A 14,554-nucleotide genomic window follows, 5' to 3' on the forward strand; every position below is an offset into this window, starting at 1 on the left:
ATGCCGGTTAGCCGAAAATATTTGGCTTTTATCGCGTGTCAGTCGCACACTGGATAGCACGATAATGAACCCGAAGTTATGAGTGACCCCATGCGTTTAGCCCATCTGATCCTGCTAGTGTTATTGGCGTTAACCCCATTGCGGGCGTTTGCGTTTGTGCCGCCAGCGCAGATCAAATTAACCACCCAAGAATGGGGGGGAGCGGCTCCGGCAGATGTGCAGGCGGTACTGGATTCGGTCATCACCGTGATTAGCCCCTACATTGCGCAACGCAAATTCGGGACGATTTTGGTTCAGCGTAGTGAAGACGCGCCGCGTGCAATGTACGAAAAAAGCGCGGATGGCGAATACATTGTGCAGGTGCAAGCCTCCGGCAACCATTGGGCACGCATTGCTTATCAGTTTTCGCACGAAATGTGCCATTTAATGAGCAATTACGACCTTGCCCCGAACAATGTTTCACGCCAGCAATGGTTTGAGGAAGCGTTGTGCGAAGCCTTCGGTTTATTTACCTTGGAGCGCATGGCAGAAGCATGGGCAGAAAATCCGCCTTACCCGAACTGGAAAGATTACGCCCCGCATTTGCGCGAATACAGTCAAAACAACCTGCAAGAAGCACACCGCCAATTGCCTAAGGGTATGAAATTACCCGCTTGGTATCAGCAATACCGTGAGGTGTTACGTGCTGACCCTTACGCTAAAGACCGCGACTTGAACGAGGTGGTGAGTAACCAAATCCTCCCGATTTTGTCAGCAACACCGCAGGGTTGGACAGCGATCAATTACCTGAATCTTGGCGAAACCGGCAAAGACCTTTCGTTGGAAACGTATTTAGGCGATTGGCTGGAAAATTCACCGCCAGATTTACGCGAACCAGTCAGCAAAATTAAGGCGTTGTTGTTAACGTCACAGTGATAAGCCGTTCTTCCAGAAAGCCTTTGGGTTGCGGGTGAAATTGGCCTAGTATTATTAAGTACAATAAGATGAACTTTTCGGCATAAGCCGTATCAATAATAATGAAGAAGAGCACACATGCGGGGAATACGCCATGAACAAGCCACTACTACTACTCGGCGCACTGACCGTTTTTATGATGGGTTATTGGATACCGGAGGATCGTCATCTCCCGGTTGAAGGCGCGAAACCTTACGATTGGAACCCTTCCGCCTTTTGGTATGTCGGCGGAATGAATGCACAAAAGGGCATTAATATTTTCGCCAATAAAGGCACATCGGTAGAGGCTGCCACCAGTGGCTGGGTGATTTACCGTGAAACTGATCCTGAAGGTGATAATTCCGTATTGGTATTAGGCGCGAAGTGGCGGTTACATCATTATGCCAATCTGGAACAAGTGACGGTTAAACCCGCTTCTTGGGTTAAAACCGGTGAAAAAATCGGTACGGTGGGCACACCTGCTAAAGCTACCCCGCGTCCGGCAAATTTGTATTACTCCATTCGTAGCTTGCCCCCGCAAGTCTCAGAATGGAAGCCGGATCAGCCATTTGGGTTGGATCGGATGTTTTACGTGAATCCCCATGAGTTCCTGACAATTTATCAGTCAACTCAACACGATGACGCAGCCGCTGCGCATTAAGCGTGGCGTTGCAAGTTAGTCACGACTCCTCTACACTTTAATGCAACTTTGTTGCAAACGAGAACGATGCAGGAATGAATCATGGCTGACGCGGTGGATGTGCGCATCCCGATTACTTTGCTTACCGGCTTTCTGGGCAGTGGCAAAACCACAGTACTCAACAATCTGCTGAAACCGTCGTTTTGGGAACGGTTGTTGCGTGCGCCACCACTTACCGCTGTGATTATGAACGAGTTCGGCAGTATCGGGCTGGATCATCAACTGGTCGATAATACCCAAGGCACAATGGCACTGCTGTCCGGCGGGTGTGTGTGTTGTGAAATCCAAGGATCGCTAGTACCCACCCTGAAAAACCTGTGGATGGGGCGGCGCGATGGCAAAATTCCCCCGTATGAACGCATTATCATCGAAACCACCGGTATCGCCGACCCCACGCCGATACTCGAAACCCTGCTGCGTTCCGATTGGGTCGCTAAACGCCACTATCTGGATGGTGTTGTCACTACGGTGGATGCGGTATTTGGCAGCGGTCAACTTGACCAGCACTTTGAAGCGGTGCGCCAAGTGGCGGGTGCTGATCGCTTATTGCTTACCAAAACCGACCTTGCCGATGCCGCCACAATTGCGCAACTGGAAAGTCGTCTTGCCAGCCTGAATCCTGCCGCGCCAGTAGTGCAGGTGCAGCATGGCAATGTCAGCCCGGATCACATTTTCAAATTGCGGGCGTATCACCAATCCGAACCTGTCAAAGCCAAACAATGGTTGGCTGCGGAAAACTTCCGCTTGGTGACGGGCGGTTCGCCGTTAAAAACATCAGGTATTCTTAACCCCAGTGCGCCGCTACACACGGGTGCAGATGGGCGGATTCGCAGCTTTTCCCTGCAATTTGAGCACGCTTTACCTTGGGCAGGAGTGGCGGAAGCCTTGGAAACACTGGCAGAATTTTGCAGCCAGCGTTTATTGCGCATGAAAGCTATCGTCAATGTGCAGGAATACCCTGGTCGTCCGGTGGTATTACACGCAGTGCAACATTTGTTTTACCCGTCAATCGAACTCCCCGCATGGCCGGATGATGATCATCGCAGCCGTTTCGTCTTTATTACCGCTGACCTAGATGAAGCTTTTGTCAGTCAGTTACTTACTTCGTTTACCCAAACGGTGACTACCTCACCACGCGACACTTTCGGAGCTTAAAATGAAATACCCTAGCTTGTTAATCAGCAGTTTCAGCCTGTTATTGGCACTTTCCGCCAGCAATCTTCACGCCGAAGAACACGAGCAACACGGTGCACACGAACACGGCGTTGCTACGCTGGCGGTTGCAGTGGGTACAGAAGGTGTGGAAATCACTTTGGAATCTCCCGCCGCCAATATCGTGGGTTTTGAACACGTTCCCACCAGCGATGCGGATAAAGAAACGTTGGATGATGCGGTGAAAAAGCTCGAAGCGGGTGATGAGCTATTTACGCTTAATCCCGAAGCTGAGTGCCAATTGCAAGACACCGAAGTGTTGTCTGCGTTACTGGGGGACGAAGTGTCTGCTGAACATGAACACCAACAGGAGGCTGAGGCCGCGCACAATGACATGGATATTGCATGGTCTTACGCCTGCGCTAAACCGACGGAACTCAAAGAGGTTGCGGTGAAATTGTTTGCGGCATTCCCGAACGGTTTCCAACACATTAAGGCGGAGTGGGTCACGGAAAAAGGTGCGTCGGCAATGGAACTGACCCAAGATACGACGCTTACGCTGACACAATGAGTGTCATTGAGCTGCACAATCTGCGCTACCGCTGGCAAGGCCAAAGCCAGGACACCTTGGCGATTGCCGAATTGCAGGTTGAGCAAGGCGAACATTTGTTCATTCGCGGGGCAAGCGGTAGCGGTAAAACCACGTTGCTCAACCTGCTGGCAGGTATCCTCAAGCCTGCCAGTGGCAGTTTGACCCTGTTGGGGCAAACCTTGCACAACATGAATCCAGCGGCGCGTGATCGTTTCCGCGCGGATCACATGGGCGTTATTTTCCAGCAGTTTAATCTGTTGCCGTATTTGTCGGTGCGTGAAAATGTGCAATTACCGTGTCATTTTTCCGCACGGCGCAAACAACGTGCTGGCGATGTGCAAGGTGCTATCGAGCGTTTATTGGAACATTTGGGGCTGGATAGGTCGTTGTGGCAGCGAGCTGTTACCGAGTTGAGTGTCGGGCAGCAACAACGGGTGGCCGTGGCGCGTGCGTTGATCGGTAGCCCGGAAATTTTGATTGCCGACGAACCGACTTCCGCGCTGGATACGGATACCCGTGACGGTTTCCTTGAGCTGTTGTTTCGGGAAGCACAAGTGCAGGGCAGCACCATTATTTTCGTCAGCCACGACCCGCACATTGCCAGTCATTTTCCGCGTGTGGTGGATTTGAGCAGCGTCAATGGCGCGAGCATGGTAGAGTAATGCAATTGCATTACCCTGTTAGTCTTATGGAGGCGCGTCATGCCAACCACCGTGTTTGAAACTGAATCCACGCTCACCGACCGTTACCAAACTACCGTGCCAGAACCGGTGCGGCGTGCGCTGAAATTGGGCAAACGTGACAAGGTGCATTACACCATCCAATCCGACGGCAGCGTGTTGTTATCGCGGGTAATCGTGCCAATTGAGGATGAACCAGACCCGGTATTGGGTAAATTTCTGCAATTCCTCGCTAATGATATTGAACAGAACCCACACCGCTTACAGCCGCTTTCTGCTGAGTTGATGGCTAGAATCGAACGTTTGACAGCTAATGTCGATGCGGATCTCGATCTCAATGCGCCATTACCACCCGATGATGACGAGGACGAATAATGCCAGCACTACCCTCGGTCATTCATGGTTGGACTGTGCTTCCACACCCCTTATTTTCAGAGCAATTGGAAATACTCACTAGAGAAGTGGAGCGGCTTGAATACAAAGATCCACTCAATTTTCATAAAAAACGCTCAGCAAAACGGCTTACCGCTTTGAAACGTCTGGCTTTTGACATTATTCCGCAAGACCCGACGCTGCCCGAATACCGGCAAGGCAACACGTTGGGCGCGGAATACAAACACTGGTTTCGTGCTAAATTTTTCCAGCAATACCGCCTGTTTTTTCGCTACCACGCCGAAAGCCGTATTATTGTGCTGGCATGGGTTAACGATGATAGCACCAAACGCGCTTACGAAAGTGAACGCGACGCTTATCGGGTATTTCGCAAAATGCTGCATTCTGGACATCCGCCCGACGATTGGGATGCGTTGTTGGCGGAAGCGATGAGTGAAGCAGGGCGTGTTTACGGTTTTCCTGATGTTATTCACGATGGTGATTAAACCATGATTTTGCTCAATCTCACCCTGCGTAGTCTGTGGAATCGCCGTGCTAGTTTGCTGCTGACGCTGTTTTCTATCGCAATCAGCGTGGCGTTGCTGTTGGGCGTGGAGTACATCCGTAAGGAGGCGAAAAGCAGTTTCCTCAGCACGATTTCCGGGACGGATTTGGTGGTGGGCGCGCGGAGTGGGCCGGTGCAATTGCTGCTTTACAGCGTATTTCGGATTGGCAATGCCACCAACAATATCAGTTGGCAGTCGTATCAGGAGATCGCGAGTAAGCCGCTGGTGGATTGGACAATTCCGCTGAGTTTGGGTGATTCGCACCAAGGTTTTCGGGTGTTAGGCACGAATCAGGATTATTTTCGCTATTACCGCCACGGTGATAAACGCCTGTTGGAATTTGCGGCTGGCAAGCCTTTTGATGGCGTATTCGACGCGGTGTTAGGAGCGGAAGTGGCGCGGAAGTTGGGCTACAAGCTCGGCGATAAAATCGTCATCGCCCACGGAGCGGCTTCAACGAGCTTTACTTTGCATGATGATAAACCGTTCACTGTCGTCGGCATCCTCAAACCCACGGGCACGCCGCTTGACCGCACTGTGCATGTTTCGCTGGAAGGCATTGAGGCCATTCACGTTGATTGGGTGGGGGGCGCAAAAATTCCCGGTTATCAAATCAGCGCGGAACAGGCGTTGCAGAAAAACTTGCAACCTAAAGTGATTACCGCATTTATGGTAGGTTTGAAAAATCGGGCGGCAGCATTTCGGATACAGCGCGAAATCAACGATTACAAGCGTGAACCATTGCTGGCGACTGTCCCCGGTGTGGCGTTGGCGGAATTGTGGCAAGCGATTGGTTTATTTGAAAACGTGCTGCGGATTATTACCGGCTTCGTGGTGGTGGCGGGGCTATTGGGGATGTTGACTACGTTGCTTTCCACGTTGAATGAACGGCGGCGTGAAATGGCTATTTTGCGGGCAGTGGGGGCGCATCCGCGTCATGTGTTCCTGTTGTTTGTGCTGGAAGCGGGCGTATTGGTCGTGTTGGGTTGCTTGCTGGGCGCGGTGTTGGTGTTTGCGGGGGTGTTAGCGGCGCGTCCGTGGGTGTTGGCGGAATACGGATTTTATTTGAGCACTTGGTTGCCGGATGTGGGCGATTTGCTGCTGCTGGCAGTGGTCGCGGGGTTAGCGTTGCTGTTTAGTTTGATTCCGGGGGCGATTGCGTACCGGCGTGCGTTGCAGGATGGGTTAACGGTGCGGGTGTGATTTATATTGATTGGTAAGGATTTGAAATGAAAACTAAGATTTTAGCGTGCTTATTGCTCACTATGGGTTTAACAGGGTGTGGTGAGGAAAAACAGGTTGCTCCGGCAACACCGCCCGCTCAGACAGCCTTGCCACCGGAAGCTCCGGCGATTGGCACGTCGATTCAGGCGTTGGTGAAACCCAGCGATGCGGAATTGGCGAAACGCAAGGCAGAAGATGCGCAATTTACCGAACTCGAATGGGAAAACCTAGAGTTGCCGGGACAGGGTTTGGCGGATATTTTGAAGAAATATCAACCGCAGATTGATGCGATTCCCGAAGGTGATCCGTCCGAAGACGCTGTGTTAGAAAAGATGCAGGCGGAACTCAATATGGCTCCGGTGAACCCCGCGCTTAACGGCAAACAGGTGAAAATTCCGGGTTTCATTTCGCCGTTGGAAGTGGACGAAAAGCAAGGTGTGGTGAAAGAGTTTTTGCTCGTGCCTTACTTCGGGGCGTGTATCCATGTGCCGCCGCCGCCGTTGAACCAAACGCTGTTGGTGCAACCGCTGCCCGGAAAAAGCGTGGGGATGGAACGCATGTACGAACCGGTGTGGGTTTTCGGTACATTAACGGCGGAAAGAGTTAAAACTGACCTTGCCGAAGCAGGTTATCAACTCAAAGACGCACGGGTAGAAATGTGGCAAGAACCCGCCGCGCCCGCACCTGTGGCACAACCCACCAAACCGTAACGCTAGCGGTGTGGTAGGCGGTTTTTAAGCAACCACCACCACACCAGCCAGTACAACCCCAAGCCCAGCGCGTCAGCAAACCAGTCAGCCACCGAAAACGAACGCCAAGGCAGGAACGCTTGCAGCACCTCAATCATTGCACCGTAACCCAGCAACAATGGTACTTTCCACTGCCAATACCGCCGTAAACTCGCGATGTCGAGTAATGCCGCGAGGCTGAAAAATGCCAGCGCGTGCTGTACTTTATCCACGTGTTTAACGCCCATGCCGTTACTGGGAATCAACGCTAAGATCGTGCCCACGACCAAGGCGGCGAGAAAAAAAGCTTTAAACAAGGTACGAATGCGCGATGAAGGGGTATACATGGTTGGCCTGTGTGTCGTTAGCTTGCGGTCTATTTACCGCGCTGTAGCGTGCTTTGCAAGCCTTGCGTGTATTGCTGTCCGATTTTGTCGTATAAACGCTGTGGATTAATACAAAATACCGGCTTGCTTTATAACTGATTGATAACTAAATAAGTGGCTCTTGCTGTTCAGCTAATATTAAGTTTAAATGGCAAGTTCGGTATGCCGCTGTTGGCGGTATCTATCAAATAGAATGGATTTAGAAGAAAACTTATGGAAAAGATGCTATCAATCGCACTCAGTGTCGCGATGGTTATTGCTGTTGCCATTGTGGTTGCCCCATCGTCACGCGCCCACGCCGCAGCTCAACAAGCTGCCCAATCTTACACCCCACAAAAAGCCGGTAACGCCCTGAAATCGCGCAGCCGTTCCGTTAAAAAACGTCGTGTAGCCCGCCGCACGGGTGGTGGTTGCCAAACCTTGAGCGGTTCCACACTCGAACAAAAAGCCAGCGCGTATGGACAGCCGATTCACAATGCGGCACGTCAGCACGGCGTGAGTCAGGATCTGATTAAAGCGGTAATTACCATTGAAAGTTGCTTTAAATCCAAAGCGCGTGGCACGTCCGGTGAAAAGGGTTTGATGCAATTAATGCCGGGAACTGCACGGCGTTTTAATGTGAATGATGGTTACAACGCTTGGCAAAACATTAACGGCGGGGCGCGTTACCTTGGCGTATTGCTGGCGCATTACGATGGTAATACTCGTCGTGCGATTGCCGCTTACAATGCTGGCGAAGGCAATGTGCGTAAAACCGGTGGTATTCCCAACCCCGCTTACGTGGGTAAAGTGATGCAGGCTTACGGGAAATTTTCCGGGACGCAAGATCAAGCCGCCACTTTTAAAAAGCAAGTGGTGCGCCCGTTACAGGTGGAGCCTGCGAGTAGCAGTAAAGTGTTACCTTGGGCAGATTTGCATACAGTAAAAGCCGCGAGTCCGGGAGCCGCAGGGCATTACACAGTGCGTGCTGGTGATACGGTTTATCAGGTCATGCGGGTGACGGGTGTGGCAGTGCCGGAATTGATTCGGCTGAATCAACTGCCCGCACCTCATGGGATCAAGGTGGGGCAGGTGCTACGCTTGCGTTAAGCGTTTAGCTGTTGTTACCGCCAAAGCTGGCTCGCCCCACAATCAGCGGGTCAGCTTGGCTGATATTACGCAGGTCTTTACCTTTGTAATCCATTTTGTTCAGCACATAACGCATCGCATTCAGGCGGGCGCGTTTCTTACAGTCGGATTTCACAATGATCCAAGGGCACTCGGAAGTGTCAGTGTGGAAGAACATTGCTTCTTTAGCCTTGCCGTATTCATCCCATTTTTCGAGGGAAGCCAAGTCAATCGGGCTGAGCTTCCACTGCTTGAGTGGGTGAATTTCGCGTTCTTTGAAACGGCGGCGTTGTTCTTTGCGGCTGACCGAGAACCAGAACTTGATTAAATGAATGCCGCTGTTGACCAGATGGCGTTCCAGTTCCGGGGCTTGGCGCATGAATGCCAAGTATTCATCTTCGTTACAAAAGCCCATGACACGCTCAACGCCCGCACGGTTGTACCAAGAGCGGTCCATCAGCACGATTTCACCGGCGGACGGCAAATGCTGGATGTAACGCTGAAAATACCATTGCCCACGTTCCATTTCGGTCGGCTTTTCCAACGCCACAACACGCGCACCACGCGGGTTGAGGTGTTCCATGAAACGCTTAATCGCCCCCCCTTTACCGGCAGCATCACGGCCTTCAAACAGGATTACTACGCGCTGCCCGGTTTCACGTACCCACGCTTGCAGTTTGAGTAGCTCGACTTGCAGGTGGTATTTCTGCTTTTCATAGGATTTGCGTGATAAGCGGTTTTTGTAGGGGTAAACCGCGCTGCGCCAATCGTCCACCAACTCGTCATCCGGGCTGATAGGCATTTTGGCTTCAAATTTTTGCCAACGTAACAACGCTGCTTTGAGTGCCGCCGCATCATCGGGGGACGCGCCTTCAAGAATCGCGCCGATGGCTTTCAGGGTGGCTTCGTTGTTGTCGGGTTGCGGTTCAAGGTGTTCGAGGATGTCTTCCACCGCCGCAAATTGCGCGTCTTGCGCTTCAGAACTCGCTTGCAGAACCGCAAAATCTTCCACGCCAGTGGCGGTTAACTCAGAATTTGCAGGGGTTGGGTTGGGGTTTTTTTCTTGCGCCATTGTTTGCTCCACAGGATTGTTGTCGTTAAAAACAGTAACCCTACCATGCTAGTCGGGTTGTGGCGCGTTTGTACTGATAAATGTCACTACCCGATTCAGTTGATCAATTTACTGGCAATTTGCGAGTTTGTAACCAACCCCATGTACGGTTTCGATAATATTTTCGCAACCTTTTTCCGCAAATTTCTGGCGAATATGGCGAATGTGGCTGTCAATGGTGCGGTCACTCACGTAGACATTGCCGTCATACGCGCTGCCCATAATGGTATCGCGGCTAAATACCCGCGTCGGCTGGCGGGCAAACAGGTGCAACATGGCAAATTCGGTAGCAGTCAGGGTAACGTTTTGCCCCTGCCAACTGGCGGTGTGTTGTTGTGGTTGAATTGTGAGCTTACTCAGGCGCAATTCACCGGGGGTAATCGCCGCACTGCTTGGTGTGAGTTGCTGGCTGCGCTTGAGGATCACATTAATGCGGGCGACTAATTCACGGGGGCTAAACGGTTTGGTGACGTAATCATCGCCACCGATTTCCAACCCCAGAATGCGGTCTATTTCATCATCCCGCGAGGATAAAAACAGAATCGGTACATCGGAAAACTTACGCACTTCGCGGCACACTTCCAGACCGTCAAGTTCTGGCATATTGATGTCGAGCACGATCAAATCCGCCGCTTGCGCCCGGAATAAATCCAAGGCTTGCCGCCCGTCTTCGGCGAGGGTGGGTTGCATCCCGGCTTTTTCCAGCGCGAAACTGATCACGTCGCGGATGTGCGGGTCGTCGTCGGCGATGAGGATGTGTTTATTCATGGGGGTAACTATAAAGCAAGCGGGCAAAGTAATTCCAGTCAGCGACGCTAAAGCCGCTAACCGGAACCGAAGGAGTCTTATGGGTTGTCAAACCCACCGGGATAACAGCTTGTAAACATCCGATTATTGTTGGCATCGTCCGTTTCCCGGTTCATGTGAGTAGTGTCAGGAGTAGATAGTACGCGCCACTTGTGCAGGTATTTACGCGCTGATGTGGAGGGAGCACGGAAAGATTTTGCAGATTTGGTGCAGGCACGGGGGCGTATTTGTGATTTTGCATTGTTCATGACAATCTGTCTGTCTAAACTCGCCTCATTTCAGGTAACGCAAAGGAAAACCCATGTCATACGAGTTCAACACCACACTGCAAAGCGGTTTTGAAGAAGCCATTGAAAGAGTCCGCGCCGTCTTGATGGAAGAGCATCTGGGCGTTGTCAGCGAAGTCAATGTGCAAGCCATTTTCAAAGCCAAAATGGATAAAGATATTCCGCCTTACCGTATTTTCGGCGCGTGCAACCCCAAGCTGGCCTCCCAGATTCTGGAGGTGGAACCGAATGCAGGCACGTTATTGCCATGCAATTTCATTATGTACGAAACCACACCGGGCAACGTGGTGGTGAGTTTTATGGATCCTGTCACCGTGCTGGGGCTGGCGCAAAGCGACGCAGCACAAGAAGTTGGCAAGGTGGCAAAGGAAAAGCTGTTGCGCGTCATCGACAAACTGTCCGCGTAATACGCAACCCATCCCAGTCTCCTCTGCTCAGGGGAGACGAGGGATGCTCCTCATGCCAGAAAAATCCGCAAAGCCAATAAAATCAGGATAACACCCAGAATTCGCTCGACCCACACCTGATGTTGCCGTAACCATTCCAGCCATTTACCTTGTGACAAAACCGCAGCCACCAGCACATACCAAGCACCATCCACGATAGCAATCGTGCTGACAAACATGGTTTTGGCAGTCAGACTCATCCCTTCCTGCACAAACTGGCTGAACAGCGCGAGGAAAAACAGCCCGACCTTGGGGTTGAGCAACGCTATCAGCAAGCCGTCACGGGCAGCGTCCAGCAATGTGGCTTGATGCGTTTGAATAGCGGCGTGTCGCCCCGTGTGCGCTTTCGCCATCAAGCCTTGATAGCCCAGCCACAGCAGGTAAACTGCCCCGGCGTAGCTAATGGCTTTGACCAACAGCGGCGATTGTTGCAGCAGCAAAACCAGACCGAGTACCGAAAGCAGCGCGTATAAACCGATGCCCAGCGCGTGGGAAACGCCAGTCACGATGCCGTGCAAGCGCGAATGATTGATAGTGTTGCGCAGCACCACAGCAAGGCTTGCACCGGGGAACATTGCACCCATCAAACAGATGGCGAGCAGGGAAAACCAGTCAGTTAAGGGCATTTCACGTAACTCAATACAACATCCCAAACAACCACAACGGAATCCGCCTGCCATCGCCGATGACCACATCATCGACCACCGCATAGCCATCCGGGTGCTGTGCCAGTTGTTTGAGCGTCTTACCCGCACCTCCGATTTCAAATACCCAGCGGTCATCCACCACAAAATCGCCTTTGTCGTGGTAATGCACCTGATGCTGGTAACTCAGTTGCGAGACAAAAAAACTTTCGCGCAGCGAGCCAACATTGGGGCTGGCACACAGCGCGTAAAACAGGTTGGTGTTATCCAGCAATAGCTTGTCCGGCTTGTTGACGGTACGCATTCCGCTGCCGCCGCGCACGATATGCACCAGACTGCCCGCGCTCATGCTGTCGAGATAGCGTGAAAGCGTCGGCCAAGATGTACCCACCCCCGCGCTCAGTTTGGAAATGTTCAATTCCACCGGGTCAGTGCTGCACAGCATGTACAGCAGCTTTTTCAGCTTATCCAGTTTGTCGGGGGCGATGCTGTAGAGGCTGGCAAGGTCGGAATCAATCGTCAGGTTGATCACTTCCAGCAGCTTGCTGGTGTAATTATCCAGCGATTCGCGGTAGAACGGGTAAGCACCGTAACGCAGGTATTTCTTGAACTGCTCAATCGGGCGCAGCGTTTGCATGACGTTTGCCGCCAAGTTGGCGTGATTGGCGAGGATGTCGGGCAGGGCATAAGCCGCGAAGTGTTGCCCGGTTTCGATTTCCATGAATTCGCGCAATGACAGCACCGGCAACTCATGTACCACCGCCCGCCGTGACAAATCCGCCAGTTCGTGTTCCAGCCGCAACGCCGACGAGCCGGAAAAGATCACCTGCAAATCAAAGGTATCGCGGATCGCCTTGAGGTGAACGGCAAAGCCCTTGCTTTTGTGGATTTCGTCGATCAGCAGCAGTTGCCCGCCTTCTTGGTAAAAGGTTTGGGCTAGGGCATACAAATCCACATCCACCATCGCGGGGTGGTCGCAGGCAATATAGAGGATACGGGAGGCTTCCAAGCCGCAGCTTTGCGCGTGTTGCAGCAGCACGGTGGTTTTGCCACAACCGCGTGCGCCCTTGATGCCGATCAGTTGCTCGCCAAAGTCGATGCGAGTGTGCAGGAAACGGCGGTAGTCCGGTTGCCGTCGGGCAAGGATCAAGGCGGATGTCTGACGGAGGATGGGGGAGATCATCGTCTGTGAAACCTATTTCAGTAAAAATCAGCTTTAGTCTAAAGTATAGTTTAGAGCATAATGCGAAAATTATCACACGTTGTTTTTCACGTAAAAGCGTGCTACACATGAAAGCGTGGAGGTGATGACATGAAACAGAATATTACGCTTTCGTTGGAAAAAGAACTGCTCCAGAAAATCAAGGTACTGGCAGCACAACGTTCTACGTCAATCAGTGCCTTGCTGACAGCGGAGCTGGAGCGTTTAGCAAAGAAAGACGATGCCTACCTGCAAGCGATGGAACAAGCACTAGCTTCGATGGAAAAAGGTTATGACTTCGGCGGTGGCAATTACTTAACACGCGAGGAAATGTATGACCGCAAAAACTTTCGTTGATAGCAACATCTTGTTGTATGTCTACGATCATGCGGCTGGCTGGAAGCAGGAAATCTGCAAACAAGTCGTGCAGGATTTGTGGCGACAGCGTTGCGGGGTGATTAGCACGCAGGTCATGCAAGAGTTCTACAACAATGCCACCCGTAAATTACGCAAGCCGATGACTTATGAGACCGCCAGAGCCGAACTGAAATTGTACGAAGCGTGGGAAGTTGTGCAGGTTGACCCGTCATTGATTCAGATAGCCTCCAACATTCAGGAAATGGTGCGGCTATCGTTTTGGGATTCATTGATTGTCGCGGCAGCGCAGCGGGCAAACGCCAGCGTTTTGTTGAGCGAAGACCTCAATCATGGGCAAGTGATTGGCGGGGTGCGTATCCATAATCCGTTGTTGAATCAGGTGCAGGAAGAGGGTGGACGTTACTTACACGACTAAGCCGATAAATTGCTCAACGTAAAATTGGTTCATCCGGCAAATCAAGCCTGAGAAATGCTGCTGGAGTTACCACATCAACACCCACGCAGACATCCGCTGGAAAGTCGTTGCCATTGCCCGTTACCAAATATTTCGCGCCACTTGCCAGTGCGGCTAGCAGATAAGGCACATCCTTTGGGTCTGGGAGTGGGTAAGCAATCGGCTCTGGGTAAACGAATTCAGCTACCCGTGCCATATCCAGCATGAAACCTTCCAGTTTGTCGCGAACACGGACAAATTTGGGGCGGGATACTACTTCCTGATATTCAGCCAAAATAGCCGGTGACATCACTATCTCGCAATGAGCCAGTGCCGTTTGTATCACGGCGCGGCATGTTCCTGCTGTCAGCCCTGCTGAAATCAAAATGTTGCAATCAATGACAACCCTCATGCTTTACCTTGGCGGTAGGCTTGAATTTCTTCACGCACCATGCGCATAACTTCTTCTTCGCTCATGTCGGCAAATTCTTCGGGTGGTGGTTCTGCCAAACGCTGTTGCAAGTTTTTGCGGGCGATGTCCTGTATCAGTTGCCACTTGCGGTCATCTTGTTCGCGCTGGGCTTGTAGCTGCTCTTGGTCACGGCGGATGAGGCTGCGGATGTAATCGCTAATATTGCTGTAATCACCACCTGTTACCCGTTGGCTGATCCATGTTTTCATATTGTCTGGTAAAGAAATGTTTAGCGTGGTCATGATTTGACTCTCCCATTTGCCGATACCTAGAGTCTTGAACGTTGACTCATTATTGTCAATATCGCCACATTGAAGCGGTGATCAAATGTTCAT

General features: G+C 51.7%; 20 protein-coding genes. 13 read left to right on the plus strand and 7 right to left on the minus strand.

The window, feature by feature from the left end; translation table 11 throughout:
- Positions 1-78: 78 nt before the first annotated feature.
- From J9260_RS00375 to J9260_RS00415, 9 genes are all read left to right on the plus strand, one after another.
- Entirely contained in the window at positions 79-915 is an 837-nt protein-coding gene (locus J9260_RS00375; protein ID WP_210219097.1) for a hypothetical protein, read from the plus strand.
- A gap of 133 nt (positions 916-1,048) precedes the next feature.
- A complete protein-coding gene (locus tag J9260_RS00380) occupies positions 1,049-1,594 on the plus strand; it encodes a M23 family metallopeptidase (RefSeq protein ID WP_210219098.1) in 546 nt (181 codons plus the stop codon).
- A gap of 81 nt (positions 1,595-1,675) precedes the next feature.
- On the plus strand, positions 1,676-2,788 hold the full coding sequence (locus J9260_RS00385) for a CobW family GTP-binding protein (protein WP_210219099.1): 1,113 nt from the start codon (positions 1,676-1,678) through the stop codon (positions 2,786-2,788).
- 1 nt (position 2,789) lies between these two features.
- Positions 2,790-3,356 (plus strand): DUF2796 domain-containing protein, encoded by a 567-nt coding sequence (locus J9260_RS00390; RefSeq protein ID WP_210219100.1) that lies wholly within the window; start codon positions 2,790-2,792, stop codon positions 3,354-3,356.
- Positions 3,353-4,039 (plus strand): ABC transporter ATP-binding protein, encoded by a 687-nt coding sequence (locus J9260_RS00395; RefSeq protein ID WP_210219101.1) that lies wholly within the window; start codon positions 3,353-3,355, stop codon positions 4,037-4,039. Before J9260_RS00390 ends, J9260_RS00395 begins: the two co-directional genes overlap by 4 nt.
- A gap of 39 nt (positions 4,040-4,078) precedes the next feature.
- Entirely contained in the window at positions 4,079-4,432 is a 354-nt protein-coding gene (locus tag J9260_RS00400; protein ID WP_210219102.1) for a type II toxin-antitoxin system PrlF family antitoxin, read from the plus strand.
- Complete coding sequence (locus J9260_RS00405; RefSeq protein ID WP_210219103.1) at positions 4,432-4,935, plus strand: type II toxin-antitoxin system YhaV family toxin; 504 nt, start codon at positions 4,432-4,434, stop codon at positions 4,933-4,935. Before J9260_RS00400 ends, J9260_RS00405 begins: the two co-directional genes overlap by 1 nt.
- Before the next feature lie 3 nt (positions 4,936-4,938).
- Entirely contained in the window at positions 4,939-6,198 is a 1,260-nt protein-coding gene (locus tag J9260_RS00410) for an ABC transporter permease (RefSeq protein ID WP_210219104.1), read from the plus strand.
- A gap of 26 nt (positions 6,199-6,224) precedes the next feature.
- On the plus strand, positions 6,225-6,929 hold the full coding sequence (locus J9260_RS00415) for a DUF3299 domain-containing protein (RefSeq protein WP_210219105.1): 705 nt from the start codon (positions 6,225-6,227) through the stop codon (positions 6,927-6,929).
- 2 nt (positions 6,930-6,931) lie between these two features.
- On the opposite strand, the gene J9260_RS00420 is transcribed toward J9260_RS00415, so the two are convergent.
- Complete coding sequence (locus J9260_RS00420; protein WP_210219106.1) at positions 6,932-7,294, minus strand: VanZ family protein; 363 nt, start codon at positions 7,292-7,294, stop codon at positions 6,932-6,934.
- A 252-nt stretch (positions 7,295-7,546) separates the two neighbouring features.
- Between J9260_RS00420 and J9260_RS00425 the strand changes: the two genes are divergently transcribed.
- A complete protein-coding gene (locus J9260_RS00425; RefSeq protein WP_210219107.1) occupies positions 7,547-8,422 on the plus strand; it encodes a lytic transglycosylase in 876 nt (291 codons plus the stop codon).
- Positions 8,423-8,426: 4 nt separating this feature from the next.
- On the opposite strand, the gene ppk2 is transcribed toward J9260_RS00425, so the two are convergent.
- Both ppk2 and J9260_RS00435 read right to left on the minus strand, forming a co-directional pair.
- Positions 8,427-9,242, minus strand: a complete 816-nt coding sequence (gene ppk2, locus J9260_RS00430; RefSeq protein WP_210220677.1) for a polyphosphate kinase 2 — start codon at positions 9,240-9,242, stop codon at positions 8,427-8,429.
- A gap of 378 nt (positions 9,243-9,620) precedes the next feature.
- Entirely contained in the window at positions 9,621-10,319 is a 699-nt protein-coding gene (locus tag J9260_RS00435) for a response regulator transcription factor (protein WP_210219108.1), read from the minus strand.
- 340 nt (positions 10,320-10,659) lie between these two features.
- Between J9260_RS00435 and J9260_RS00440 the strand changes: the two genes are divergently transcribed.
- Positions 10,660-11,052, plus strand: a complete 393-nt coding sequence (locus J9260_RS00440; protein ID WP_210219109.1) for a DUF302 domain-containing protein — start codon at positions 10,660-10,662, stop codon at positions 11,050-11,052.
- Between the two features lie 50 nt (positions 11,053-11,102).
- On the opposite strand, the gene J9260_RS00445 is transcribed toward J9260_RS00440, so the two are convergent.
- Together J9260_RS00445 and J9260_RS00450 are read right to left on the minus strand one after the other, a co-directional pair.
- Positions 11,103-11,717: a LysE family translocator gene (locus tag J9260_RS00445; RefSeq protein ID WP_210219110.1), complete on the minus strand. Its 615-nt coding sequence runs from the start codon at positions 11,715-11,717 to the stop codon at positions 11,103-11,105.
- Positions 11,718-11,727: 10 nt separating this feature from the next.
- Complete coding sequence (locus J9260_RS00450) at positions 11,728-12,918, minus strand: ATP-binding protein (RefSeq protein WP_210219111.1); 1,191 nt, start codon at positions 12,916-12,918, stop codon at positions 11,728-11,730.
- 129 nt (positions 12,919-13,047) lie between these two features.
- Here J9260_RS00450 and J9260_RS00455 point away from each other — a divergent pair, with 129 nt between their 5' ends.
- On the plus strand, positions 13,048-13,293 hold the full coding sequence (locus tag J9260_RS00455) for a DUF6364 family protein (protein ID WP_210219112.1): 246 nt from the start codon (positions 13,048-13,050) through the stop codon (positions 13,291-13,293).
- The gene (locus J9260_RS00460; protein WP_210219113.1) at positions 13,271-13,729 is read left to right on the plus strand and encodes a PIN domain-containing protein; all 459 of its coding nucleotides are present in this window, start codon (positions 13,271-13,273) and stop codon (positions 13,727-13,729) included. Before J9260_RS00455 ends, J9260_RS00460 begins: the two co-directional genes overlap by 23 nt.
- Positions 13,730-13,742: 13 nt before the next feature.
- Here the strand turns inward: J9260_RS00460 and J9260_RS00465 are convergent, their stop codons facing one another.
- The gene (locus J9260_RS00465; protein WP_210219114.1) at positions 13,743-14,159 is read right to left on the minus strand and encodes a putative toxin-antitoxin system toxin component, PIN family; all 417 of its coding nucleotides are present in this window, start codon (positions 14,157-14,159) and stop codon (positions 13,743-13,745) included.
- Entirely contained in the window at positions 14,156-14,461 is a 306-nt protein-coding gene (locus tag J9260_RS00470; RefSeq protein ID WP_210219115.1) for a ribbon-helix-helix domain-containing protein, read from the minus strand. Before J9260_RS00470 ends, J9260_RS00465 begins: the two co-directional genes overlap by 4 nt.
- Positions 14,462-14,554: the final 93 nt, after the last annotated feature.

Source organism: Thiothrix unzii (assembly GCF_017901175.1).
In the GTDB taxonomy this organism is placed as follows: domain Bacteria; phylum Pseudomonadota; class Gammaproteobacteria; order Thiotrichales; family Thiotrichaceae; genus Thiothrix; species Thiothrix unzii.